This window comes from Flavobacterium ginsengiterrae (assembly GCF_039539785.1).
Classification (GTDB): Bacteria; Bacteroidota; Bacteroidia; order Flavobacteriales; family Flavobacteriaceae; genus Flavobacterium; species Flavobacterium ginsengiterrae.
The window spans coordinates 566,134-590,900 of sequence record NZ_BAABDU010000004.1 but is presented as its reverse complement, the minus strand read 5'-3'; the positions used below and the strand labels follow the sequence as shown (position 1 = coordinate 590,900).

Genomic DNA, 24,767 nt, shown 5'->3' with positions numbered 1-24,767 from the left:
TGCCGTTATCTTAATGCTTTAACCATTTCCGGCGTGATTTCTGTTTTGTTGTTACCCCAGCTGCTATAAATGTAGGTAAGGACATTCGCGATTTCATCATCAGATAAATTTTGAGCCGGCATTATGTTGTTGTATTTTTTGCCGTTAACAGTTACTTCTCCAGTTAAGCCATGCAGTATTGTTTTAATGGCACGTTTAGAATCAGCATTTAAATAATCTGATTTTGCAAGAGGAGGGAAGGTATTTGGAATTCCCTGCCCTTCAGATTGGTGACATGCAAAACAAGTTGTTCCAAAAATTTGTTTACCAATTTTTACTTTTTCTTCAACTGTACGTTTTGGAATCGCAGTTTTAGCTGCTGCATCTCCCGGTATTTTTTGAATTGTTCCTCCTTCAGGTAAATAAATACCTTCCTGAATTGTACCAGAATAAATATTTTTATTTTCGTTTCCTTCTACTTTCAGCATTCCTAATGCTCCTTTGTTAAAGGCTCTAAAAATAGAGTGGTCAACTAAGATAAAAGTTCCCGGAGTCTCAACTTTAAAATCTACAATAGAAGCGCCGCCTGCAGGAATTAAAGTAGTCTGTACGTTTTTATTAATAGTAGTTCCGCCTTCAACATGAACATTATCAAATATTTCTCCAATAACGTGGAAAGAAGAAACAAGATTTGGTCCTCCGTTTCCAACAAACAAACGAACAGTTTCGCCTACTTTTGCTGTAAGTTCATTTCCGTTTGTAAGAGAGCCTACTTTTCCATTAAATACTACATAATCAGGAGTTTCTTTTACGGCTTTGTTCATGTCAAATGGCTGAAGACCTTTTGCTCCATACTCTCCCTGTGTATAAAAATCACCCTGCATTACATAATATTCTTTATCAACCGGTGGAAGTCCGCCCTCAGGTTCAACCAGAATTAAACCATACATACCATTTGCGATATGCATTCCAACAGGTGCTGTGGCACAATGATAAACATACAATCCCGGATTAATCACTTTAAAACTAAAAACTTTCTCATGTCCCGGAGCTACTAATGATGAGGTTGCTCCTCCGCCCGGACCTGTTACGGCATGTAAATCAATATTATGAGGTAATTTATTATCAGGATGGTTTTTTAAGTGAAACTCTACTTCATCACCCACACGAGTTCTAATAAAACTACCCGGCACAGATCCTCCAAATGTCCAGTAAGTGTATTTTACCCCATCAGTCATTGTACCTTCCTGTTCTTTGATTTCCATGTTTAACTTAAGTTTCATGGCAGGTCTGTTTCCAATTGGTTTTGGAACATGCGGCGGAGATGTTAGTTCTGCTTCCATTTCTCCCTGAGTTGTAATATCAGCATAATTTTTTGCTTCTTCTTTTTTACAGCCTGTTAATGTGAATACAGCCAAAAGGAAGTATAACAATACTTTAATCCTTATTTTTTTTTCGTTTTTCATAAATTTTGGTTTTTTATTTTTAAGTTTAATTTTCTTCAAAAATAAAAGACTGTTTTGTCTTTTATTATGATAAAAGTCATACTTTGTGCTTAAAAAAATGGCAAGTTTGATATTAAAAAAATCAAAAAAGCAAAGCAGAGGATCTTGTTAAAAAACAGATGTTGATTATTTTTTAATAAAAATAAATCACTCTCTGAATTTTAGAATAATAATGATTATTTTTGCTCGCTGATTAAGTTAAAAAAATTACTACACTATATTATGGTAAAAGATTTATTCGAAAGAATTCAGGACAATAAGGGACCTTTAGGAAAATGGGCTTCTCAGGCAGAAGGCTATTATGTTTTCCCAAAGTTAGAAGGAGAGTTGGGTCCTAGAATGCAATTTCATGGAAAAAATATCCTAAACTGGAGTTTAAATGATTATTTAGGGTTAGCTAATCATCCGGAAGTTCGTAAAGCAGATACAGATGCGGCAATTCAGTTTGGTGCAGCTTATCCTATGGGAGCTCGTATGATGTCTGGACACACTACTTATCATGAGCAATTAGAAAATGAACTGGCTTCTTTTGTAATGAAAGAATCAGCTTATCTGCTAAATTTTGGTTACCAGGGAATGGTTTCTATAATTGATGCTTTAGTTACTAAAAATGATATCATTGTTTATGATGTAGATTCTCATGCTTGTATTATTGATGGTGTTCGTTTGCATATGGGTAAACGTTTTACTTACAAACACAATGATCTTGAAAGTATGGAAAAAAACCTGCAGCGTGCTACTAAAATGGCCGAAGAAACAGGCGGAGGTATTTTATTTATTACCGAAGGTGTTTTTGGAATGCGCGGACAGCAGGGTAAACTAAAAGAAATTGTTGCATTAAAACAAAAATACAATTTCCGTTTATTAGTTGATGATGCACACGGTTTTGGTACTTTAGGAAAAACAGGAGCAGGAGCAGGAGAAGAGCAAGGAGTTCAGGCTGATATTGATGTTTATTTTTCAACTTTTGCAAAATCTATGGCGAATATTGGTGCTTTCGTAGCAGCTGATAAAACCGTTATCGATTATTTAAAATACAATTTACGTTCGCAGATGTTTGCAAAAGCATTACCAATGATTCAGACAATTGGTTCATTGAAACGTTTAGAATTATTACGTAAATCTTCTGCGATTAAAGATAAACTTTGGGAAAATGTAAATGCATTACAAAGTGGACTTAAAGAAAAAGGATTTAATATTGGAGATACAAATACTTGTATTACACCAGTTTACTTAGAAGGAAGTATTCCTGAAGCAATGGTAATGGTAAACGATTTAAGAGAAAACTACGGTATTTTCCTTTCTATTGTTGTTTATCCGGTTATTCCAAAAGGAATTATCTTATTAAGAATGATCCCTACAGCTTCTCATACATTAGAAGATATCAACGAAACGTTAACTGCATTTGAAGCAATCCGCGAGAAATTAGTTAACGGAACTTATAAAGAAATTGCAGAGCGTACAACTGTAGACGTTTCGTAATTACTTATAAAATAGATTTCCTTTAGTGGAAATTATGTAAAAAAATCCATTTGTTATACGAATGGATTTTTTTTATTTAAAGTAACTTTATTTCATAATCAACAAAATAAAACAGCATTATGAAAAAAGTATTAACAATAACAACCTTGGTTTTAACAGTTCTTATTTCCTGTAAAAAAGCAACTGAAACAGAGCCGGTACAAATTACTCCAAGTCCGCCAAAAGAAGCTGAAATTGTAGAACCAGCAGGAGATCAATGTTACGCTTGGAGATCAAATGGAAGCATTATCGAGATGAGTTTTAATGTAAATTCTCATCAGGAAGTAAATGGAAAATTAAGCTATAATCTAGTTGGAAAAGATAAAAACGAAGGAACACTGATTGGAAATATGAAAGGTGATACCTTAATTGCTGATTATACTTTTAATTCAGAAGGAGTTTCATCAGTAAGAGAAGTAGCCTTTTTGAAAAGAGAGAATACTTTTATTGAAGGTTACGGAGATATAGCTTCAGGAAATGATAAAGTAACTTTTAAAGACAAAACAAAATTAAAATTTGATCCAAAAAATACGCTTACTAAAGTAGATTGCAAAGTGGAATAAATAAAGTGTTTATAATTGAAAAATCCATTCGTTTTGGGGGCGAATGGATTTTTTTTTAAGTTTATTTTTTAAGAGAATCTATATATTCACTTGAATTTCCGTTCCAATAACATTTAGTACAATGACCATTTTTAAATTCATGAATACAGTTTTTGTATCCATATATATGGTGTGCACATTCTGGACATAAATTCTTCATTATAGATGAATGTTGGAAAAACTCGCTTAGGCATTCATCACAAACTGCTTTTGAAGATTTTCTTAAATTCATTTTATATTGGCTGGATTACTTATTGCTGTGACTGAAAAACTTAAATTAAAGATTTTTCAAATATGTTTTTCTTTGACAATGAATCGTTGGGTCAAAGTTTTTCCAAAGTAAATGAATAGCATTGTTCTCTAGTAATTCTGGAGTTCTAATACAGTTTTTGATTCCTTTTGCCGAAAAAGTTTTGAAATATTCGTCAAAGATAATGGCGGTAACTCCTTTATTTTGATATTCAGGATGAACACCAATCAAATAGAAAACAACATCTTTACTGTGTTTTTTTGCTTTTAATAATTGTAGAAAACCAAATGGAAATAGTTTTCCTTTAATTTTCTGCAATGCTTCTGTAAAACTTGGCATTACAATACTAAAAGCTACTAAATTATCATCTTTATCAACAACGAACTTTATGTATTCCGGATTGATAAAACTAATGTATTTCTTTTTAAAATATTCTTTTTGAACATCAGAAATAGCTACAAATGAAGCTAGTTTTTCATACGATTCATTAAACAAATCAAACATTTTGTCTACATGAGGCATAATGTCTTTTGTTTTTGTAAAATTAAGTGCTTTTAATCCGTAGCGTTTTTTGATTAATTCCTGAGCTTTCTGGAAAAACTCTGGTTTAACATTAGAAAAAGGAAATATACTCTCGATATATTGTTTTTCTACCTGAAATCCTAACTGCTCTAAATGAGTTACATAATAAGGATGATTGTACCATGTAATCATAGTTCCCACCTGATCGTAACCTTCAGTCAAAACACCCACTTTATCCAGATTTGAAAATCCCATTGGGCCTTCAGCGTGCTCCAGATTGTGTTTTCTTCCTAATTCAAATACCTTATCCAGAAGTGCTTTTGTTACTTCAATGTCATCAATAACATCAAACCATCCAAAACGAACTTTTCTTTTATGCTGATTGTTTACTTCTGCCCAATTTATAATTGCAGTTATTCTTCCCACAATTTGATTGTCTCTGTAAGCCAGATAGAAATAAGCTTCGGCATTGTCGAAAGCAGGATTTTTAGTTTTATCAAACGATTCTAGTTCATCAGCAATAATAGGCGGTACCCAATATGGGTTGTCCTTATATAGTGAAAACGGAAATTTGATATATTCTGTTAATTCCTTTTTGGTTTTGGCTTCTTTTATTGTAATCATTAAGTCAGTATTTACTCTTAGTTGGGTATCGATTATTTGTTATTCGTATTTTGCTTTACGTTTTCTTTCTTTTTCCTGATAATCAATAGGTTTTTTATTATCTGGGTTCTTTTTTGCTCTTTCTTTATTTTTCAGTTCAATGACTTTTTCTTTGTACCATCCGTCATAACGCCAAGAGAAACCTACACCGCCGTATAACACAGAAGGTGTATTTTTAAAATTGGTACTTATAGAAGCATCAACCTGCATATTTGGAGATAAAAGAAAAGCGGCACCGCCACGAACGATTGCATCGCTGTAAAAATCACTTTTAAATCCTTGATTTTCAACAAAACCAGACCATCTGTCGTTAAAACCGTGGGTCAAAGTTAAGATATATCCATAAGTTGGATAATCTGTAGAAATATAATCGGCAAAAATATTGGTTACAAAAACCCATGAACCGCCGCCTAAAATATTTTGTGTAATAAGTGAGACTTTAGGAGAAATGCCGCCGTCTGGAGAAAAATAATATGGATTATCGGCTCCAATAAAATTAGCTCCGGCGTAAACAGAAACAGCCGGAATCAACTCTCGCCATTGAAAATTACGATTGGCTTTGTAGCTGTAAATGTTTACTTCTCTTTTGTAGTTTTTGTAAGGATCATAAATAAGATATTTTGCTCCTAAAGTAGTTTGTCTAAAATTGTTTTTTTTGTAGCTCGTGTAAGGTGTATCAAAGTTTTCCATTTGATACTGAACATCAAGAACAAATTCAAGCTGTTCAAGAAAGGCACCGTATCTAACACTTAAATCTGTGCCAAAACCAGATGCGTCGTAATCTAGTAAATCGTGTTTTTCTTTAATGCCATAAACGCCAATTTCGCCTTGAATAACTGATTTTCCAACTCCGTAAGCAGACATGCTTTCACCCGGGCGGTTAGAATTGATGACATCAGTGTATTGAGCAAAGAAAATCTGCGGTGTAAAAATAAGTGCGGTAAAAAGTAATTTTTTAATTTTCAACATAATTATTTGGGGATTAGAAAATAATAACGCAATTCAAATGTACTATATTTTATTATTTATTTAAGATTGATATTTTAATTTTAAAGAACGGATTTACTAATTTTGGAAAAAAATTATATGATCATGCAAGAAGCATCTTTTACAAATTTGTTTAAAACGATAATGTGGATTATTGCGTTTTATTATATTTTTAAATTTTTAGCCCGAATCTTTTTGCCTGTATTGGTAAAAAAAGCGGTTGAAAAGGCAGGAGAAAACTTTCAGAGACAACAGCAATACAGTCAGGACAATTCTTGGCAGCAAACCCGTAATAACAATAATGACGAAATAATCATCAATACAGCTAATGCAAAAAAGCCCCGCGAAACCAAAAAAGTGGGTGATTATGTTGATTACGAAGAAATAGATTAAGTTTGTATCCTGACAAATAGGGATTCATCATTTAACCAAACCAGCCAAAATTGAAAATAGTAAATAAATTCTATCCGCACGCCCTTGTAGTACTGGGCTTTATTCTCGTTTCATTAATTTATTTTTATCCGGTTCTGCAGGGAAAACAAATTTTCCAGTCAGATATTGCTCAATACACCGGAATGGCCAAAGAGCAAAATGACTTTAGAGCCGCAGAACATGCAGAGCCATATTGGACAAATTCGGCTTTTGGCGGAATGCCTACTTATCAGTTAGGAGCTAATTATCCAAACGATTTTGTGGGTAAAATAGATGATATGCTGCGTTTTTTACCACGTCCGGCTGATTATTTATTTCTATATTTCTTAGGTTTTTATGGTTTGTTATTGGTTTTAAAAACAGATCCGTTAAAAGCTTTTATTGGTGCAATTGCATTTGGATTTTCTACCTATTTAATTATTATACTTGGCGTTGGACATAATGCAAAAGCGCATGCCATTGCGTATATGCCATTAGTTATCGCCGGTTTTATACTCGTTTTTCAGAAAAAATACATTTGGGGAGGACTGCTCACGATGTTTGCAGTTGCGTTAGAAGTTAATGCCAACCACTTCCAAATGACTTATTATTTGTTGATTTTCCTATTGATTCTTTCAGGTTATTTTGCCTTTAATTTTATAAAAGATAAAGAGTATAAACCGCTTTTAACAGCAATTGGAACTTTGGCAGTAGCCGGAATTTTTGCTATTGGTGCAAATGCGGCCAATTTAATGGCGACTAGTGAATATGCTAAATTTAGTACACGAAGCAACAGCGAATTGACTTTTAATCCTGATGGAACAAAAAAGACAAACGAAAATGCTTTAAGCCGTGAATATATTACAGAATACAGTTACGGAATTGCAGAAAGTTTTAATTTGATTGCTCCAAGACTTTTTGGAGGTTCAAATCATGAAAATATTGGTACAGACAGTAGTATGTACTCGTTTATGTTAGAGCAGGGAGTACCGGCAAGTCAGGCAGCAGATTTTGTGTCAGGAATGCCTACATACTGGGGAGATCAGCCTATTGTTGCTGCACCTGCTTATATTGGAATTGTTGTGTTCTTTTTGGCAGTTCTGGCATTGTTTATTGATGATAGAAAAATAAAATATGTATTTCTTGCGGGAGCATTATTTTCATTAGTGCTTTCTTGGGGAAAAAACTTCTCTTTATTGACCGATTTCTTTATTGATTACGTGCCAATGTACGATAAGTTTAGAGCAGTATCGTCTATTCAGGTCATTTTAGAATTATGTTTCCCAGTATTAGCAGTAATGGGAATTCAGTCGTTTTTTAAAGCAAAAGAAGAACCTAAATTACAACAGAAAGCACTTATACAAACAGGTGTTTTTGGTTTTGGAATTATTGTTATTTTGATTATTGCTAAAAGTTTCTTCCATTTTTCTGGAAGCAGCGATAATTATTTCCTTCAAAGTTATGGACAAGCATTTGTAGATGTATTAAAAGAAGACAGAAAGTCATTGTATTTTGCAGATTTACTTCGTTCAGGATTTTTTATTGTTGTTACTTTTGGAATTTTATGGCTGTTTATTAAAAACAAACTGTCTCAGACTACAACATTAATACTTGTTGCGGTTTTCATGATTTTTGATTTGTTTTTTGTTGACAAAAAATACGTTTCTGCAAAAGATTTCGTAAGTCCGGTTCAGATTGCTGCACCATTTCAGGAAACTCCTGCTGATGCAAAAATCTTAGAAGATACAACGCATTACAGAGTTTTTGAAGTAAACGGCAATATGTCAAGCGCAAGAGCATCTTATTTCCACCATTCAATTGGAGGTTACCATGCAGCAAAACCAAGAAGAATGCAGCAGCTGTTTGATTATCAAATTGCTAAAAATAATTTGGAAATACTTAATATGTTAAACGTTAAGTATGTAATTCAGACTGATAAAGAAGGAAAAGAAATTCCAACTATCAATCCGGATGCCAATGGAAATGCATGGTTTGTGAGTTCTGTAAAACTGGTTAATAAAGCAGATGAAGTGATGAAAGCTTTAGACCATATTGATACTAAAAATGTTGCTGTTTTTAACGTTCATGAGCATGAAGGTAAATTCAGAAATGCACGCATGAAAAAACAATGGGACACAACAGGAACAATAAAATTAGTTCAGTATAAACCAAATTATATTAAATATCAATCTGATAACGGAAAAGATGGTTTAGCTGTTTTCTCTGAAATCTATTATAAAAATGGATGGAATGCTTACGTTGACGGACAATTAACAGATCATTTCCCTGTTGATTATGTTTTAAGAGCAATGGAAATTCCGGGCGGAAAACATACAATTGAATTTAAATTTGAACCAAAAGTTATTAAAACCGGAGGAACAATTAATTTGATTAGTTCAATTGGAATGTTTGTACTTTTAATTGGCGGTGTTTATTTTGAGAGAAGAAAGTCTAGTGAACAGTCTCAGTAATCAGTCTCAGTTTACAAATCTGCTGCAGATTCTATAAAGCTGATAATAACTTTTAAATTTGCATTTTTAAATAATAACAATTTTCATTGGAACAAAAAAAGCTCTTAATTATTACGTATTACTTTCCACCAGCTGGAGGACCGGGTGTGCAGCGCTGGCTGAAATTTGTAAAATATCTGCCGGATTTTGGCGTTCAGCCTATTGTTTATGTTCCTGAAAATCCAACTTATCCTATTGTTGATGAAGGTTTAGTAAGCGAAGTTTCGGATAAAGTTATTGTTCTTAAAAATAAAATTTGGGAGCCTTACCAATTGGCTTCTGTATTTTCAAAAAATAAAACTAAGAAAATCAGTTCGGGAATTTTTCCGCACAAAAAAAAGCAGACTTTTTTAGACAAAACTTTTCTTTGGGTTCGTGGTAATTTGTTTATTCCGGATGCCCGTGTTTTTTGGGTAAAACCTTCAGTATCTTATCTTGAAAAATACATCAAAGAAAATAATATTGATACGATTGTAACTTCTGGACCGCCGCATAGTTTACATTTGATTGGTTTAGAATTAAAAGAAAAACTAAATGTAAAATGGTTTGCAGATTTTCGCGATCCGTGGACCACAATTGGTTATCATAAAGCGTTGCGTTTATCCAGCTACGCCGATAAAAAACATAAGAAATTAGAGCATAAAGTATTAAATTCTGCCGATACTATTATTGTAACAAGTAAAACTACAAAAGCAGAATTTCAGGCTATTACCAATAAACCTATTTCGGTAATTACAAACGGATATGATGTCGAAAAAGTTGAAAAACAAACTTTAGATACAAAGTTTACTTTGGCACATATTGGCTCTTTTTTATCAGACAGAAATCCAAAGTTTTTATGGGAATGTCTAATTGAACTTCTCAATGAAATTCCGGATTTTAAAAATCATCTGGAAATTAAACTTATTGGCGCTGTAAGTCAGGAAGTTTTAGATTCTATTAAGGAATTTAAGCTGGATGATTATTTAAATCTTTTAGGTTATGTTTCGCACAACGAAGCAATTGCACATCAAAGAAAATCTCAGGTTTTACTTTTAATAGAAATTAATTCAGAAGATACTAAAAGTATTATTCCGGGTAAGTTGTTTGAATATATGGTATCAAACCGTCCTATTATTGCTATTGGACCAGATGGTTCTGATTTTGCCGACATCATAAAGGAAACTAATACAGGAGTATTTTTTGATTATTCAGAAAAAGCGAAATTAAAAAGTGTAATTTTGGACTTTTATAATCAATTTTTGGAAGGAAAATTACAAGCTAACGGTGTTGGTTTACAACAATATTCGCGAAAAAATCTTACTAAGCAATTAGCGCAGTTAATTAGCTGAAAGTATAAATAATCAAAATCTCTGAACTCTACAATCTAAAATAAGGAAATGGGTATTGTCTTAAACCAGTCTTTTAAAAACACCATAATAACATATATAGGCTTTGGAATTGGAGCCATTAATACACTTTATTTATATCCTGTTTTTTTAGGTGCAACTTATTATGCATTAACAAATTATATTACTTCTGCAGCAAATGTAATCATGCCTTTGTTTGCTATTGGAATGCAGAATACGTTAGTTAAATTCTATTCTCAATATAAAACAGAAGAAGAAAGAGAACAGTTTTTGTCTTTTACGGCTTTGTTTCCCATTTTAATGTGTATTCCGTTAGGAATAATTGGTATTTTCTTTTATGATGATATTACAGACTTCGTTTCTAAAGAAAACCCTGTTGTAAGAGAGTTTATGCTTTTAATTCCGTTTATAGGAATTTGTATGGCATATTTTGAGATTTTTTATGCCTGGGCGAGAGTGCACATGTATTCTGTATTTGGAAATTTTATTAAAGAAGTTGGATTAAGGCTGCTTTCGACCGTTGCTTTGATTGGTTTGTATTTTAACTGGATTTCTTTGGTTCAGTTTGTTTATGTAACCGCTGCTATTTACTTTTTGGCTTTTTTAGTAACCATGTTTTATGCCTTTTATATAAAAAGACCAAATTTTCAGATTACAATTCCTGAAAATGTAAAAAGTGTTATGGAATATACTTTTTATATTATCCTTTCAGGAAGTGTTGCCAATTTGCTTTTAGACGGCGATAAGCTGATGCTTAACCAATATATGAAGATCGAGAATATTGCGTATTATTCTGTTGCGACATATATTGCTTTAGTAATTTCTGTTCCTAGCCGTGCGATGCATCAAATTGTGTATCCTATTACGGCTAAATTAATGCATGAAAATAAACACGACGAGCTTAACCAGCTTTATAAAAAGACATCAATAAACCTTCAAATGGTTGGTGGATTTGTAATGCTGTGCATTTTTGTAAACATTAATCAATTATATGAATTAGTTCCAAAGGAATATAGCGGCGGAATCTCGGTTGTGTTTATGATTGGTTTGTCAAAATACTTCGATTTAATCTTAGGAAACAACAACGCTATTATCTTTAATACGAAATATTATAGAATGGTATTGTATTTAGGATTAATGCTGGTTGTTTTAACGGTAATTTTGAATATGATTTTTATTCCGATTTTTGGAATCTTTGGATCTGCTTTTGCAACTTTATTATCTATTACCTTATACAGTTTAGCGAAACTTCTTTTTGTGGTCAAAAAGCTGGATTTGTATCCTTTTACAAAAGAAACAATTTCTTCCATGCTGTTAACATTTGCATTGTTTTTAGTGTTTTACTTTTGGGAGTTTCCATTTTTTCAGCTTATCAGCATTGCTTTAAAATCTATTTTGGTAACCATTTTATATGTTTATTTAAACTACAGATTTAATATTTCTCCGGATATTAATAAAGTTATAGATACCATTTTGCGAAAAATAGGAATTAAGCTTGGTTAGTCTCTTCTCTTTGCATTACAGCACTTAGAGGAAAAAATGCAATATTATACTTCCTGATTATTTAAAAAGCGATTATAAACACTCTTTTTTTAATATTAAGAATAAAAGTGGGTTATTTTTGTAAGATGCTGAAAATGTGAAGATAATCTTAATTTTTTGTGGTTATTTCTTTGAAATTCAATTTATTAAAATTAATTTTATGTTGAATTTTTACTAACTCTTACAATTTTATTGTAGAAAATGTTTTATAAAATACAATAAAAAGCTAGATGTAAGTGTTTTATTAAATTGAAGTACCCATTCGAGATTGTTTAATTTTAAGTATCACATGCAGACAAACCAAAACAAATGATTATGAAAAGCAATAAGCTAAGTCAGGAACAAAGTGTACAGGTGTTTTCTAATATGATATCGAATAAAGTTCATAATGGATTTACGCTAGAAGAGAGAAATGATGAGTTACTTTTTGCTGTTCTTTCCAAAGGAGGAAAAGTAGTTAACCACAGTTTGAATTTCATGATTTTTTGTTTAACCCTCGGATTATGGTCATTCGCTTGGCTGTATCTTACATTCGAGGCCTCCAAACAAAAAAAGGTATTGGTAGCCATTGACGAAGATGGTTTTCCTTTTGAAGAAAGATGTTTAGTAGCCTAAACACTAAATTTTTAAAACAATTCAGCCATAAATTACATTTCTACTACTTGTAATTTATGGCTGATTTTTTTATAGCTGTTTTATATAAATCTTACAATTTGTCTTTTAAATAAATTCCCGTAACGGATTCTTTTACTTTTACAATATCCTCTGGCGTTCCTGACGCTAATAAATAACCACCGTTTTCACCGCCTTCAGGGCCTAAATCCAGAATCCAGTCTGCACATTTTATTAAATCAAGATTATGTTCGATTACAATTATCGAATGTCCTTTTTCTATTAAAGCGTCAAAGGAGGCTAATAATTTCTTGATGTCATGAAAATGCAGTCCTGTTGTTGGTTCATCAAAAACAAAGAGCGCTTTATCTTTTGTAGCACCTTTTACAAGAAACGAAGCCAGTTTAATACGTTGTGCTTCACCTCCAGAAAGAGTAGAAGAAGACTGTCCTAACTGTACATATCCTAAACCAACATCTTGTAAAGGCTGTAATTTTTGCGTAATTTTTGTCTGCTTATTTTTTTCAAAAAAAGCAATCGCATCATCAATAGTCATAGTAAGAACATCGTTAATGTTTTGATTATCGAATGTAACTTCCAAGATTTCCTTTTTAAAACGTTTTCCGCCGCAAGTTTCGCAAGGCAGAGAAACATCGGCCATAAAGACCATTTCAACGTTAATAGAGCCTTCTCCTTTACAAGTTTCGCATCGGCCTCCATCGACATTAAAAGAAAAATGTTTGGCCTGATAACCTCTTATTTTTGATAGTTTTTCTTTGGCATACAAATCACGAATATCATCATAAGCTTTAATATAAGTAACCGGATTTGATCTTGAACTTCTTCCAATTGGATTTTGATCTACATATTCAATATGTTTAATCTGAGAGAAAGAACCAGATAATTCGCTGAACTGTCCCGCTTTTTCGGCTGCATTTTCCAGCTTTTTCTGCATTGCCGGAAATAAAATCTTTTTAATCAAAGTACTTTTTCCGCTTCCCGAAACTCCGGTTACAACCGTTAAAACATCAAGAGGAAAAGTAACGTTGATATTTTTCAGGTTATTTTCGCGCGCACCGATAATATCAATATGATTTTTGAATTTTCGTCTTTTCTTTGGAACAGAAATTTCTAAATCTCCATTTAAATATTTAGATGTAAGCGAATCTGATTTTAAAATTTCAGGATAAGTGCCTTGTGCAACAAGTTTTCCGCCAAAAGTTCCTGCTTCAGGACCAATATCAATAATCATATCGGCAGCTTTCATGATATCTTCATCATGTTCTACCACAATTACGGTGTTTCCTAAATCACGAAGAGAAAGCAGTACTTTTATTAAACGTTCAGAATCTTTTGGGTGAAGACCAATACTTGGCTCATCGAGAATGTACATAGAACCAACCAAGCTGCTTCCTAAAGAAGTGGCAAGATTAATACGCTGTGATTCTCCTCCAGAAAGTGTAGAAGAATTTCTATTTAAAGTTAAATAATCTAAACCAACTTCAGTTAAAAATGATAAACGATTATTGATTTCCAACATTAAACGTTTTGCAATCTGCTGTTCGTATGGATTTAATTCAAGATTTTTGAAAAAAGTAACCAAATGTTTAATAGGAAGATCGACTAAATCAGAAACGGTTTTTCCGCCAATTTTTACATACGAAGCTTCTTCACGTAAACGTTTTCCACGGCAGGCATGACATTTTGTTTTTCCGCGGTAACGCGAAAGCATGACACGGTTTTGTATTTTATAATTTTTTTCTTCAAGTTCTCTAAAGAAATCATTTAAACCCTGAAAATACTTATTTCCAGTCCAGATTAAATCTTTTTGATCTTCTGAAAGCTCAAAATAAGGTTTATGGATTGGGAAATCGAATTTATAAGCATGTTTTACCAGCTCGTCTTTGTACCAGCTCATGCTGTCGCCGCGCCACGGATAAATAGCACTTTCAAAAACAGATAATGACGTATTTGGCACAACAAGATCTGCATCAATGCCAATAATATTTCCGTAACCTTCGCAAACCGGACAAGCTCCGTAAGGATTGTTAAAACTGAACAAATGAACGTTTGGTTCCAGAAATGTAATGCCGTCTAATTCAAAATTATTAGAATACGAGAATCGTTTATCTGTTCCTACTTCCTGAAGGTAGCAGATTCCCTTTCCTTCAAAAAAAGCAGTTTGTACAGCATCTGAAAGGCGATTGTAGAATTCTTCTTCTTCCTTAACCACAATACGGTCAATGATAAGAAGAATATCTTTATTATCTAATTGATGAATATTTTCTGCCGAAAATTCATCTAAACGCACCATTTCATTATCGACTAAAATACGGGCAAAACCCTGTTGTAAAAGTATTTTAAGTTTATCTTCAATTTGTCGGCCTTCTTCTAAATGAATAGGCGCAAGAAGAAGCCATCTGCTGTCAATTTCAAGTGTTTTAACATCAGAAACAACATCTGTTACGGTATTTTTTTTGACTTCCTGACCAGAAACTGGCGAATACGTTCGCCCAATTCTGGCAAACAAAAGTTTTATATAGTCGTAGATTTCTGTAGAAGTTCCAACCGTCGAGCGCGCGTTTGTTGTATTAACTTTCTGCTCAATGGCAATTGCCGGTGCAATTCCTTTTATGTATTCGACTTTTGGTTTGTCTAAACGGCCCAGAAACTGACGCGCGTATGATGATAAACTTTCAACATAACGACGTTGTCCTTCGGCATATAAAGTATCAAAAGCCAGACTCGATTTTCCTGATCCGGAAAGCCCGGTAATAACAACCAGTTTGTTTCGCGGAATGGCAACATCTACATTTTTTAAATTATGTACTTGTGCACCTTTTATTATAATATTTTGCTTTGGGTCGAGTGTAGAAAGATCAATTTGCATAAAAAAAGTCAATTTTTACAAAAGTAATCAATTTTAAGCAGAGTTTTGTTAAGGATATTGTTCCAAATCTTAACAGAATTACCATGTTAGGTTTTAATTTTTGTCAGATATTTTTTTGAATAAAAATGCTTGTTTCAGCATAAAATATCCTACTTTAGAACTGTTTTAGTACTATTTTAATATCCTGACCAAATTTTGAAAACTAAACTATCTACCTTATTCTTTTTAATTAATTTCTTGTTGTTTGCGCAAGAATTCCCGCCAATTATTAAATATTCGCCATCTGTGTATGGAGCCGGAAATCAAAGCTGGATGATTTCTCAGGATCGTAATAATTATTTGTATTTCGCCAATAACGACGGATTACTGGAATATAACGGAACCAGCTGGCAGTTGTATCCCGGGCCAAATGAAACTATTGTTCGTTCTGTTAAAGTAATTGGCAACAGGGTATATACGGGAAGTTATATGAATTTTGGTTTCTGGACTAGACAAGAAAACGGAAAACTGAAATATACTTCGCTGAGTGACAGTATTAAAAATAAAATTTTAGATGACGAACAGTTTTGGAATATTCTGAAATATGATCAATGGATTTTGTTTCAGTCTTTAAACCGAATATATATTTATGACACCAAAACGAGACAATTTAAAATCATTGCGCCTAAAAACGGCGTTGTAAAATCGTTTGCCGCTACAAATGCGATTTATTTTCAAACCCTTAAAGAAGGTCTTTTTGAAATTGAAAGCGGAAAAGCAAAACTAGTTTCCGACGATCCAATTTTAAAGAAGTTTACGATTGCCAATATTTTTACGACCGATGAAGGTTTATTGTTGCAGACACAATTAGACGGTATTTATAAACTCACTGGAAATACTTTAACACGTGTGGTTACAGATGTTGATGCGGAATTAAAATCGAGTTTTGTGTACAGCAGTCAGCGTCTTCAGGACGGAAGTTTTGCTTTGGGAACAGTTTCAAACGGAATTTTTATTTTATCTGATAAAGGAAAACTCAAATATCATCTTACGCAGAGCAAAGGTTTGAGTAATAATACCGCTTTGTCGCTTTTTGAAGATAAAGACCAGAATTTATGGACGGGACTTGATAACGGAATTAACTGTATTAATATGCAGTCGCCTGTACATAGTTTTACAGACGATACGGGAGTTTTGGGAACCGTATATGCATCGGCGATTTATAACGGGATGCTTTACATTGGAACGAATCAGGGATTATTTTGTAAACCAAATCAAAGTAATTCTGATTTTAAGTTCATAAATGGCACAAAAGGGCAGGTATGGTCTTTATTTGTATATGATAATACGCTTTTCTGCGGACATGATTCGGGAACTTTTATTGTGGCAAATGAAACGGCCAGAAGTATATTTTCTGCCTCTGGAACGTGGAAATTTGAAACCGTTCCGGGAAATAAAAATTTGCTTCTTCAGGGAAATTATTACGGAATTTCGGTTTTAGATAAAGTAAATAACCAATGGGTTTTTAGAAATAAAATTCAGGGTTTTGATTATTCGTCGCGCTATTTTGAAACAGGAAAAGATTCTGATGTTTATGTAAGCCATGAATATAAAGGCATTTTTAGATTAAAGCTTGATAAATCACTTTTAAAAACGCAGGGATTTTTTGCTTACAAAAGTCCAGATAAAGGAAAATATGCGAGTTTAACCAAATTCAACAATTCGATTTATTATGCTTACAAAGGCGGCATTTTTAAATTAAATCCTAACACGAAACAATTTGTAAAAGATACGCTGCTGAGTTCGATTTTTGAAAAAGACGAATATACTTCGGGTAAACTAATTGTCGATACTTCTAACAAAATCTGGCTTTTCTCTAAAAACTATATTCATTATTTCTCTGCCAGTAAACTGAGTAATCAATTAAAAGAAAATATAATTCCAATTCCATCGTCATTAACTAATTCGATGCTGGGGTATGAAAATATTACGCAGATTTCTAAATCGACTTATTTAATAGGAACAACAGACGGATATTATACTTTAAATATTGACGATTTGAGTTTTAAAAACTACAACGTTTTTATTACAGATATTACCACCAACAAACAAAATGAAACTTTTAAAAATGCCGGAATTTTAAATGAAGGCAGTTTTAAATCAGATGAAAATAATATTACGCTCAACTATACTGTTCCGGAATACAATAAATACATCAATTCAGAATATCAGTATTTATTAGAAGGTTTTCAAAACGAATGGAGCGAATGGAGTACAAAAGCTACCGTAAACTTTAAAAATCTGCCTCCGGGAAAATATATTTTTAGAGTAAGGGCAAAATATGCCAATACTATTTTGCAAAATGCGGCGTCGTACACATTTGTGGTTTTAAAACCATGGTATTTAACCAATCTGGCTTATTTTATCTACTTCCTATTAATACTTACAATGGCTTATTTTGTTAATAAAGCCTATCGAAATTATTATCAAAAGCAAAAAGAAAAACTAATTGAAGAGAACAACCTTTTATTAGAAATCAAAGAGCTCGAAAACGAACAGCAGTTAATGAAACTTCGTAACGAACAGCTTTCGCAGGATGTTGACAATAAAAATAGAGAACTGGCTGTTTCGACGATGAGTTTAAACAGTAAAAACGAATTATTGGCTTTTATTAAAGAAGATTTAAAGAAAACGGCTCAAAATGACAGTTCAAACATTAAATCTGTAATTAGTACCATTAATAAAAATATTACCGAAGAAGATTCCTGGAATGTTTTTAAAGAAGCTTTCGATAATGCCGATAAAGATTTTCTGAAAAGAATAAAACAGATGCATCCGGCTTTAACGCCCAATGATCTGCGTTTGTGTGCTTATCTCCGACTAAATCTTTCCTCAAAAGAAATAGCACCAATGTTTAATATTTCGGTTCGAAGTGTGGAGATAAAAAGATATCGTTTGCGAAAAAAAATGGATTTGCAGCACGAAAACGGTTTAGTCGAATATATTTTGGCTGTATAGTATTTCAAAAATCGACTTTAAAAAACTATACATCACCTCAACATTAAGCTTTTCTTATGAAATCAGGCGCTAAATGTTAAAGAAATTAACATTCGTAAATTATAGTTAAATAACGGTCTTTTTTGTTATATCCTGATTTTAGCCTCTGTTTTTTTATGATGTATGTTTTTTGTTGAGGTTAATTTTGTCGTTTTGATAAGAGGAACAAATAAATTTAACTTTCAATAAAAACTAACTAATTATGAAATCTAAATTATTACTGCCAGTACTATTACTGTTTACATGTTTTGCATTTGCGCAGAACATAGATGTATCAGGAACGGTGCTAGATGCTTCTGGATTATCATTGCCAGGTGTAAATGTAAAGGTTAAAAATTCGTCTAAAAGTACAACCACGGACTTCGACGGATCTTTTAAACTAACTGATGTTCCAAAAGGAACTCCAATTGTTTTTAGTTATATTGGTTACAGAACGCAGGAAGTTGCTGTTTCTGGAACTAAAATGACGGTTAAAATGAGCGATGACGCTAAATCATTAGATGAAGTTGTCGTTATTGGTTACGGTACTCAAAAGAAAAGAGAGGTTACCGGAGCTGTAGCTGTTTTAGACAGCAAAACATTAGATGTCTTGAAACCAGCAAGAATCGAACAGGCTTTACAAGGAACAATTTCGGGTGTAAACGTAACGACGCAGTCAGGAGCGCCGGGTGCGCCGCTTGATATTCGTATTCGTGGTATAGCCACAAATGGTGAAAATAAACCAACTGTTATTATCGACGGTTATGTGGGAGATTTAGGAGTTTTAAATCCTAATGATATTGAAACCATTACAGTTTTAAAAGATGCTCAGGCAGCAATTTACGGAACTATTGGTGCTAACGGTATCATTTTGGTTACTACTAAAATGGGTAAAAAGAATTCTAAAACGAGAGTTTCATTTAATAGTTATGCCGGTTTTCAGCAGACTTCAAGAAAACTGCCAACTCTAAATGCTACAGAATATGCTTTACTTTTAAATGAAAGTTATGCAAACGGCGGCAGACCTTTGCCTTACCCAAATGTAAGCGGACTTGGTAAAGGAACAAACTGGCAGGATGAAGTTTTTGAAAATGCGCCAATTATTAATAATGATTTGACAATTTCTGGCGGATCTGATAAAATTACCTATTCTATCAGTGGTTCTCACTTAGATCAGGAAGGTATTGTGGGAGGCGATAAATCAGGTTATTTAAGAAATACGGCAAGAATTGCACTTGGTGCTGATTTAAGTGAAAAAATTAAATTGAAGACCAATGTTATTTATACGTATTTTACAAGAAATACATTAAATGAAAACGGATTAGGTTCTGTTCTTTTTAATGCCTTAAACGTTCCTGCAACATTACAGCCGTATGATGCAAACGGAGAATATTCTTTGGTGCCAAGTACAACAGGTTTAGGAACAGAAATCATAAACCCGTTAGCACAGATTGCTAATACTTATAATGATTACAATTACAAAAAACTAAACGGAAACTTTGGTTTAGATTATAAAATCTTTAAAGGATTTACATTATCAGGATCGATAGGTTTTAATACTTCGAACAGCGAATCAAAAACGTTTAACAAACAAATCAGCTATGGCGGAAAAGTATTTGATGTACAAAGAAGTTCTGTTAGACAAGGTGCTGTAAATGATAACGATTATTCATTTGACCTTTTTGGAACTTACAATACCAAAATCGCAGAAGCACATAACATTACCGGAACTTTAGGTACAACAATCTATAAACAGTGGGGTAATGGTTTGTATGCAACAGGTTTTGACGTGCCAAATAATTCTTGGGAAAATGCTGATATATCTTTAACAAAAGGTACATCTGAAACACTTACTAACAGTTCTTATGTTTACGATCAAAGAAGGCTTTCTTATTTTGGAAGACTTCAGTATGATTACAAAGGAAAATATCTTCTTTCTGCAATGATACGCCGTGATGCTTCTACAAAATTTGGTCCCGGTAATAAAGTAGGTTACTTTCCTTCATTTACAGCTGGATGGGTAGTTTCTGATGAAAACTTTTTTGGACAGCCTAAATTTATCAATTTCCTGAAATTTAGAGCGAGTTACGGAACATTAGGAAATGACCAGATTCCGAATTACGGATATCTTGGATTATTAACAGGAGAAGCGACTTATGTTTTTAACGGATCATTAGTAAATGGTACAGCGCAAGGACAGGTTCCTAATCCGGATATTAAGTGGGAAGAAGCTCAGAAATTTGATGTTGGTTTGGATATGAAATTCTTAAATGATAAAATATCTTTTGTAGCCGATTATTTTATTGATACCAGAAAAGATTTATTGATTCCTAACATTCCGGTTTCAGGTATTACTGGTACTGGTGCGCCGGGAGCAAGTGCTCCAACTTTAAATGCTGGAACAGTTAAAAATTCAGGTTTTGAATTTGCAATTGATTATAAAGACAGATTATCTGATAATCTTACTTTCAGCGTAGGTTATAATGTTACTTTCCTTAAAAATGAAGTTACAGCAGTTAACAACGGAACGGGATTTATTGAAGGTGGTGCTTTTGGTGTTGGACAGCCAGCTCCGTCAAGAATGGAAATTGGTAAACCAATGGGTTATTTTTACGGATACAAAACAGATGGAATTTTCCAGACTCAGGCAGAAGTTGATGCACATCCTTCTCAGTTAGCTTTAGGAGCAAATGCAGCGCCTGGAGATATTCGTTATGTTGATTTAAACGGCGATGGTGTAATTGATACTAAAGATAAAACCAATATTGGCGATCCAATTCCAGATGCTACAATGGGTTTCAATTTACAGTTAAACTACAAAGCACTTGATTTTGCAGTGTTTACATTTGCATCAATAGGAAATGATATGGTACGTAACTACGAAAGAACACTTTCTGATGCCAATCGTATTAATTATGTTTTAGACAGATGGACTGGACCGGGAACAAGTAATTCTACACCAAGAGTTACAACAGGAGCAACATCTAACAATGTATTTTCAAATTATTTTGTAGAAGATGCTTCTTATTTAAGAATTCAAAATGTACAGCTAGGCTATACACTTAATCCGGAAATATCAAAAAGAGCTGGAGTAACTAAATTAAGACTTTATGCAGGAGTAAACAACCTTTACACCTTTACAAAATACAAAGGTTTTGATCCGGGAGCTTCTTTTGGACCTACAAATAGAGATAATACTTCGCAGTCTCCTATTGGAGCTGGAATCGATTATGGTTTCTACCCAATTCCAAGAACCTATTTAATGGGCTTAAACATTAATTTTTAATTTCAGTTAAAATGAAAAAGTATTTATTTATATCCACTATAACACTGGTTTTATTCTCGACCGTACTAACTTCATGTTCGGATGAGTTTGTCGATCCAAAACCAGAATATTCTATAGATTCTGAGAATTACTTTAATTCAAAAGAAGAATACGACAACGCATTGATTGCCGCTTACGATTTACTGCAGTCTTCTTATGTAAATGTATTATTAGGAGAAATTGCTTCAGATAATACACTTTGCGGCGGAGAAAGCCCAACCGATGTAATTGGTTTTCAACAGATCGATGATATGATTCATACGCCTGTAAACAGCAATTTAAGAGACATCTGGAACTGGATGTTTGCTGGTGTACAAAGAGCAAATTATATTCTTGAATTTCAAAATAAAACAGATTTTCCGGGAAAAACCCAAATTATAGCAGAAGCACGTTTTTTAAGAGCGTATTATCAGTTTGAGTTAGTTAAATGGTTTGGAGGTATCCCAATGAAAGGCGATGCGAGATTTAAAATTGGAGATGAAAAGACAGTTCCTCGTTCATCTGTAGAGGAAGTTTATGCTTCTATCGAAGCCGATTTAATTTTCGCATCTGCTAATCTGTCTCCAAATGCGGCTCAGCAGGGACGTGTAACAAAAGCTGCGGCTCAGGCATTATTAGGAAAAGCGTATTTATACCAAAATAAATTTGCTCAGGCTGCAGCTTCATTAGATGCAGTAATCACTTCTGGCAAATACAAATTGGTAACAGATTATAATACTATTTTTGAAGCTGAAGGTGAAAACGGAACAGAATCTGTTTTTGAAGTTCAGTACACAGATGTAGAAGGAGCAGCATTTACATGTCTGCAGTGCAGTGAAGGAAACGTAGCTGTTGGTTTTAGCGGTATTCGTAACTATTCTGGGCCTTTGTTTTCTTCTGGCTTTAGTTTTAATATTCCAACTGAGGAATCTTATGATGCATTTAAAAGTGGCGATAAACGTAAAGACGTTGCTATTTTAGATATCAATGCTTGGGCTTTGGCAAATGCTTCTTATGACAAAGGTAACGGTATCACATTTGGAAAAGGAAATGAAGATACAGGTTTCTTCAACAGAAAATATCTTCCAAGAAAAAGAAATAATGATGCTGAAGGAGATCTAAACTTAACAAATCCAAACAACTACAGAGCGATTCGTTATGCAGATGTATTGTTAATGGCTGCAGAAGCTTACAACAGAGGCGGAATTGACGACGGAAAAGCAAGAACATACTTAAATGAAGTAAGAAGACGTGCTTATGGAGACAATAACCACGATATTTTGACTTCTGGAGCAGCACTTACAGATAATATTTTAGACGAAAGAAGATTAGAGCTTTTTGGCGAAGGACACCGTTTCTTTGACTTAGTAAGAACTGGAAAAGCAGCCGGAACTATACCGGGCTTTAAAGCTAATAAAAACGAATTATTCCCGCTTCCTATTGAAGAAATTCAGTTTGCAAACGGAAACTGGGCACAAAATCCTGGATACTAAAAAACAGCAATCATGAAAAAAATACATTTTATTATAAATCTTTTTGTTTTGACAGTACTCATAGGCTGTGCAAACGATGACTTAGATGTTGATTTAGACGGAATAGCGGCTCCGGCCAATATTTCGGTTTTAACGACGGTTACACAAGACAATACCGGAAAAGTGACTTTCCTGCCAAAAGGCGAGGGAGCATCGCAGTACAAAATTAGTTTTGGAGACGGAACTCCGGATTCTGATTATGTCAGTGTAGGAGCGACTATTTCTCATGTATATAAAGAAGGTGTTTATAAATCTAAAATTATAGCAGTAGGACTTAGTGGAAAAACGGCCGAATTAGAAAAAGAAGTTGTGGTTTCTTTTAAAGCTCCTGAAAATTTAGTAGTAGTAGTAACAAATGACAAAGTGGTTTCTAATAAAGTAACCGTTACTGCTACCGCAGATTTTGCTTTGTTTTATGATGTATATTTTGGTGAAGAAGGACATCCTGATCCAGTTTCGGCTAATAACGGAGAATCAGTTTCGTATACCTATCAGCAGCCTGGAACTTATACTATAAAAGTAATTTCTAAAAGTGCCGCTGTTAAAACAACCGAACACACAGAAGAAATTACGGCAAAATTAGTATTAAACCCAACAACATCGGCACCAGCACAGCCTGGAAGACAAGCAGGAGATGTTATTTCAATTTTCAGTTCTAAATATGCAGATCTTGCAGGTACTGTTTTTTATCCAAATTGGGGACAAACAACTCAATATGCTGAATTTGATTTAGATGGAGATAAAATGCTAAATTATACGAATCTTAACTATCAGGGAATTGCACTTGCAGATGGTGTAACTATTGATGTTTCTGGAATGGAATACCTTCACATGGATGTATGGACAGCAGATTTGGAGAAATTGGAAGTATCCTTAATCAAGCCGGGACCAGTTGAAAGACCTGTAACAAGTAATCTGACATCGAATCAGTGGACAAGTTTAGATATTCCTATTTCAGCATTTACAAGTCAGGGAATAACGGTTAATGATATATTCCAATTGAAATTGGTTGGAATACCAGCAGGTAAAAATGTGTACATCGATAATATTTATTTTTACAAAACAGCTTCTGAATCAATATCATTGCCTCTTGATTTCGAATCTGCAACTTTAGCTTACACTTGGGGCGGATTTGGTAATGTAGATGCTTCGGTAGTTGCAAATCCTAATAAAACAGGAATAAATGTTTCTAATAAAGTTGTCAAGTTAGATAAAAAAGTAAATGCAGAAACTTGGGGAGGAGCAAGCTTAAATCTTGAAAATCCGTTTGATAGTTCAAAAGGAACCAAAGTAAAAGTAGCGGTTTGGTCGCCTAGAGCCGGAGTGCCTATTTTATACAAAATGGAACTTTCGACTTCTCCAAAAGATAACAATGGAAATCCAACTGTAAATGCAGAAGTAAAAGTAAATACTACTGTTGCAAATGCATGGGAAGTTCTGACATTTGATCTTACGAGCACAGCATCTTTTAACAGCAGCGTTAAATACGACAGAGTAATTTTGTTTCCGGATTTTGACACAAAAGGTGCAGGCGAAACTTATTACTTTGATGATATAAAACAATCCAATTAAT

General features: G+C 33.5%; 15 protein-coding genes. 11 read left to right on the top strand and 4 right to left on the bottom strand.

Annotation, left to right across the window (positions count from 1 at the left end):
- Nucleotides 1-5 precede the first annotated feature (5 nt).
- On the bottom strand, nt 6-1,445 hold the full coding sequence (gene nirK, locus ABD859_RS13045; protein WP_345144955.1) for a copper-containing nitrite reductase: 1,440 nt from the start codon (nt 1,443-1,445) through the stop codon (nt 6-8).
- A gap of 261 nt (nt 1,446-1,706) precedes the next feature.
- Between nirK and capB the strand changes: the two genes are divergently transcribed.
- Together capB and ABD859_RS13035 are read left to right on the top strand one after the other, a co-directional pair.
- Nucleotides 1,707-2,966: a cysteate-C-fatty acyltransferase gene (gene capB / locus ABD859_RS13040; RefSeq protein ID WP_345144953.1), complete on the top strand. Its 1,260-nt coding sequence runs from the start codon at nt 1,707-1,709 to the stop codon at nt 2,964-2,966.
- 119 nt (nt 2,967-3,085) lie between these two features.
- Nucleotides 3,086-3,568, top strand: a complete 483-nt coding sequence (locus ABD859_RS13035; RefSeq protein ID WP_345144951.1) for a hypothetical protein — start codon at nt 3,086-3,088, stop codon at nt 3,566-3,568.
- A gap of 316 nt (nt 3,569-3,884) precedes the next feature.
- On the opposite strand, the gene ABD859_RS13030 is transcribed toward ABD859_RS13035, so the two are convergent.
- On the bottom strand, nt 3,885-5,003 hold the full coding sequence (locus tag ABD859_RS13030) for a GTP cyclohydrolase (protein WP_345144949.1): 1,119 nt from the start codon (nt 5,001-5,003) through the stop codon (nt 3,885-3,887).
- A gap of 39 nt (nt 5,004-5,042) precedes the next feature.
- On the bottom strand, nt 5,043-6,011 hold the full coding sequence (locus ABD859_RS13025; RefSeq protein ID WP_345144947.1) for a transporter: 969 nt from the start codon (nt 6,009-6,011) through the stop codon (nt 5,043-5,045).
- A 123-nt stretch (nt 6,012-6,134) separates the two neighbouring features.
- On the opposite strand from ABD859_RS13025, the gene ABD859_RS13020 reads away from it, so the two are divergent.
- The 5 genes from ABD859_RS13020 to ABD859_RS13000 all read left to right on the top strand — a co-directional run bounded on the left by ABD859_RS13020 (nt 6,135) and on the right by ABD859_RS13000 (nt 12,456).
- Nucleotides 6,135-6,422 carry a DUF4834 family protein gene (locus ABD859_RS13020; RefSeq protein WP_044048302.1) on the top strand — a complete coding sequence of 96 codons (288 nt, stop codon included), beginning with the start codon at nt 6,135-6,137 and terminating at the stop codon, nt 6,420-6,422.
- Between the two features lie 50 nt (nt 6,423-6,472).
- The gene (locus tag ABD859_RS13015; RefSeq protein WP_345144944.1) at nt 6,473-8,911 is read left to right on the top strand and encodes a YfhO family protein; all 2,439 of its coding nucleotides are present in this window, start codon (nt 6,473-6,475) and stop codon (nt 8,909-8,911) included.
- Nucleotides 8,912-8,997: 86 nt separating this feature from the next.
- Complete coding sequence (locus ABD859_RS13010) at nt 8,998-10,281, top strand: glycosyltransferase family 4 protein (protein WP_345144943.1); 1,284 nt, start codon at nt 8,998-9,000, stop codon at nt 10,279-10,281.
- A gap of 48 nt (nt 10,282-10,329) precedes the next feature.
- Complete coding sequence (locus tag ABD859_RS13005) at nt 10,330-11,802, top strand: lipopolysaccharide biosynthesis protein (protein WP_345144941.1); 1,473 nt, start codon at nt 10,330-10,332, stop codon at nt 11,800-11,802.
- A gap of 354 nt (nt 11,803-12,156) precedes the next feature.
- Nucleotides 12,157-12,456: a hypothetical protein gene (locus tag ABD859_RS13000; RefSeq protein ID WP_345144939.1), complete on the top strand. Its 300-nt coding sequence runs from the start codon at nt 12,157-12,159 to the stop codon at nt 12,454-12,456.
- A gap of 91 nt (nt 12,457-12,547) precedes the next feature.
- Here ABD859_RS13000 and uvrA read toward each other — a convergent pair whose 3' ends face one another.
- Entirely contained in the window at nt 12,548-15,343 is a 2,796-nt protein-coding gene (uvrA, locus tag ABD859_RS12995; protein ID WP_345144938.1) for an excinuclease ABC subunit UvrA, read from the bottom strand.
- A 195-nt stretch (nt 15,344-15,538) separates the two neighbouring features.
- On the opposite strand from uvrA, the gene ABD859_RS12990 reads away from it, so the two are divergent.
- The 4 genes from ABD859_RS12990 to ABD859_RS12975 all read left to right on the top strand — a co-directional run bounded on the left by ABD859_RS12990 (nt 15,539) and on the right by ABD859_RS12975 (nt 24,766).
- Nucleotides 15,539-18,340 (top strand): triple tyrosine motif-containing protein, encoded by a 2,802-nt coding sequence (locus ABD859_RS12990; protein WP_345144936.1) that lies wholly within the window; start codon nt 15,539-15,541, stop codon nt 18,338-18,340.
- Nucleotides 18,341-18,581: 241 nt separating this feature from the next.
- Nucleotides 18,582-21,644 (top strand): SusC/RagA family TonB-linked outer membrane protein, encoded by a 3,063-nt coding sequence (locus ABD859_RS12985; protein ID WP_345144934.1) that lies wholly within the window; start codon nt 18,582-18,584, stop codon nt 21,642-21,644.
- A gap of 11 nt (nt 21,645-21,655) precedes the next feature.
- Nucleotides 21,656-23,155: a RagB/SusD family nutrient uptake outer membrane protein gene (locus ABD859_RS12980; protein ID WP_345144932.1), complete on the top strand. Its 1,500-nt coding sequence runs from the start codon at nt 21,656-21,658 to the stop codon at nt 23,153-23,155.
- 12 nt (nt 23,156-23,167) lie between these two features.
- Nucleotides 23,168-24,766, top strand: a complete 1,599-nt coding sequence (locus ABD859_RS12975) for a hypothetical protein (protein WP_345144930.1) — start codon at nt 23,168-23,170, stop codon at nt 24,764-24,766.
- The last annotated feature ends 1 nt before the right edge of the window (nt 24,767 follow it).